Here is a 2,465-nt window from a genome sequence, read left to right as displayed (position 1 = left end):
GCCCCCGCCCCCTCCGGTGCAGGACCCCCCGGCCCAGGGGCCGCTGATGGCGGAGCAGAGGAACTTCTCCGTGAGCCTGTGGAACACGGTGCCGGGAATCGGGGCCCAGGTCTACGTGGCCCCCAGGGACGGGGCGTGGCGGGATTACGTGGTGAACCTGTTCCCCGACGATACCCAGCCTAGGCCCTATTACCGGGAGATCTCCTGGCTCCGCCTGCGCGAGGGCCGCCTCGAGGTGTGGGCCCAGGACCTCTCGCCCACCAAGGTCTACGGCGGGCGGCGCTTCAAGTGGGTCTACCCCTTCCGCCTCGACGACTCGGGCTTCCCCCCGAAGCTGGTCTTCCCCGACGGCCCGGTGAGCTTCGAGGCGCTGCCCGAGTTCCCCTGGGGCGACGCGGCCCCCACCGACGACCGCGTGCGGGGCTACCTGCGCACGGTGAGCGTCGGGGGGGCCTTCCAGGCCTGCGTCCGCCAGGACTGGCAGCCCAACCCCTCCTGGTCCCCCATCGACAGGGGGCTGTGGGGGGAGGTCTTCGCGATGGGCGGCGAGATGCAGCCCGCCCAGCCGGGGCAGCATAACTACCTCGTGACCTACCTCTGGGAGGATGGGGTCTACGCGGGCAGGCCCAAGGCCACGGGGGCCGGGACCTTCAGCCTGGGGCCCACCAACAGCGACCAGACCTACCTCGACGGCCGCCCCCACAGCGCGGTGATGATCTCCAAGAGCTACGGCGCGGGGCGGGTGCGCCAGGCCTGGGAGGGGCGCTGGTTCCGGGCCTACAACCGGGGCTACGGGGCCTACGACGACCCCGCGGCCCCCGGCGGGGTGCGCTGCGAGTTCGGCGAGGGCTGGCGGGTGGAGGAGGTCACCGACCCCGAGGAGGTGGGGCTGCTCGAGGCCTACGAGGAGGGCTTCCGCAGCGGCCAGGTCCACCCCGACGTGGACTACTACGCCCGCCCCGGCCTCAACCCCAAGCTCTGCCCCACCGCCTGGCGGCGCCCCGACGGCGCCTGCGAGGCGGGCTGAGCCGGGGTCGCGCCCGTGCTGCTGTTCCTCGACGAGAGCGGGACTGACCGCAAGGAGGCCCCCTACGAGGTGCTGGCCGGGGTCGCCGTCGACGAGCGACGGGCCTGGCGGCTGATCGAGGCGGTACGGGCCGCCCAGCTCGAGCACTTCGGGGTGGAGCTCTCGGACGTGCTGAAGGAGTTCAAAGGTAGCCAGCTGCTGCACCGCAAGAAGTTCCGCCTCGCCGCCCAGCTGCCCGCGATGGACCCCGAGGCCCGGCGGGAGCGGGCCCAGGCCCTTTTGGAGAAGGGCAAGGCCGCCCGGGAGGCCGGCGCGGAGGCCGCGCCCACCCGCGCCGAGCTCACGGCCTACGCCCAGGCCTGCCTGGCCTACGCCGAGCAGCTGCTCGAGCTGTGCGCCCGACACCGGGCGCGGGTCTTCGCCAGCGTGGTCGACCCGGACGCCCCCCACCCCGCCGGGACGATGCTGCGCAAGGACTTCGCCTACCTCTTCGAGCGCTTCTTCTACAGCCTGGAGGACGGCGAGGACCACCACCACGGCCTGGTGGTCTTCGACGAGCTCGACGTCACCCAGTCTCGCCGGCTCAGCGCGCAGATGGCGCGCTACTTCCGCGAGACCCGCACGGGCCACCGGCGCTCCAGGCGCATCCTTCCCGAGCCCTTCTTCGTCCACTCCGACCTGACCACCCTGGTGCAGGTGGCCGACCTGGTGGCTTACTGCCTCAACTGGGGCTGGCGGCTGCCGGGGAAGATGACCCGCCCCACCCGGCCTGAGATCGAGCCTTACGGCCAGGCCGCGGCCCGGCTGGCCTACCGCGGCCGACCCCGCAAGGGGCGGGACGGCCGGCGACGCCCGGTGTACGGGATCTGCTACCTCGAGGACCTGCGCCCGCGCCTGGGCAAAAAAGGGAAAAAAGAAAAGGCAGTGCCCTAGGGCAAAGCCTCCGACTAAGACTATAGCACACTATAGGCCCGAGGCCAAGTCGGCCCGCCCGGCGGCGGGGGGCGCGGCAGCTCTCATCTTTCCCCGGCAGGCCCGCGCGGCGTCTCCTACCATGGGCGCATGCGTTCGTGGCGTTACCTGGTGCTGGCGCTGCTCTCGGGCGGCGTGCTGGCCCCGCTGGGGCTGGCCCTGACCCTGCGGCGCGCGCGGCTTTGGCGGGTGTCGGCGGCCTGCTTAGGGGGACTGGCGCTCTTCGCGCTGATGTGGACGCAGCCCTACCTCTGGAGCTCGCTGCTGTGGCTGGCGGGCCTGGCGGGCCTGCTGGTGCTGGCGGTGGGGGAGGAGCGCGACCCCCGTGCGTGGGGGCGGGCGGCGCTGCTGGTGCTGGGGCAGGTGCTGCTGGGCCTGGGACTGGCGCTGGCCGCGGCGGGGTGGCTCCTGGGCGGGGCGGAGGGGTCCGGGCCGGCGGCCTCCGCTCCGGCCCGCGCCCTCGCGC

At 73.3% G+C, this 2,465-nt stretch carries 3 protein-coding genes; all 3 read left to right on the top strand.

Annotated features, from left to right (window positions below; genetic code table 11):
* The coding region (locus Mrose_RS19095) for a hypothetical protein (RefSeq protein WP_182482908.1) at window positions 1–1,027 on the top strand (1,027 nt) is incomplete at its 5' end.
* 15 nt (window positions 1,028–1,042) lie between these two features.
* Entirely contained in the window at window positions 1,043–1,960 is a 918-nt protein-coding gene (locus Mrose_RS18155) for a DUF3800 domain-containing protein (RefSeq protein WP_119280626.1), read from the top strand.
* Between the two features lie 129 nt (window positions 1,961–2,089).
* The coding region (locus Mrose_RS18150) for a hypothetical protein (RefSeq protein ID WP_119280625.1) at window positions 2,090–2,465 on the top strand (376 nt) is incomplete at its 3' end.

This window comes from Calidithermus roseus (assembly GCF_003574095.1).
Classification (GTDB): Bacteria; Deinococcota; Deinococci; order Deinococcales; family Thermaceae; genus Calidithermus; species Calidithermus roseus.
This window is presented reverse-complemented; position numbering and strand designations above follow the sequence as displayed.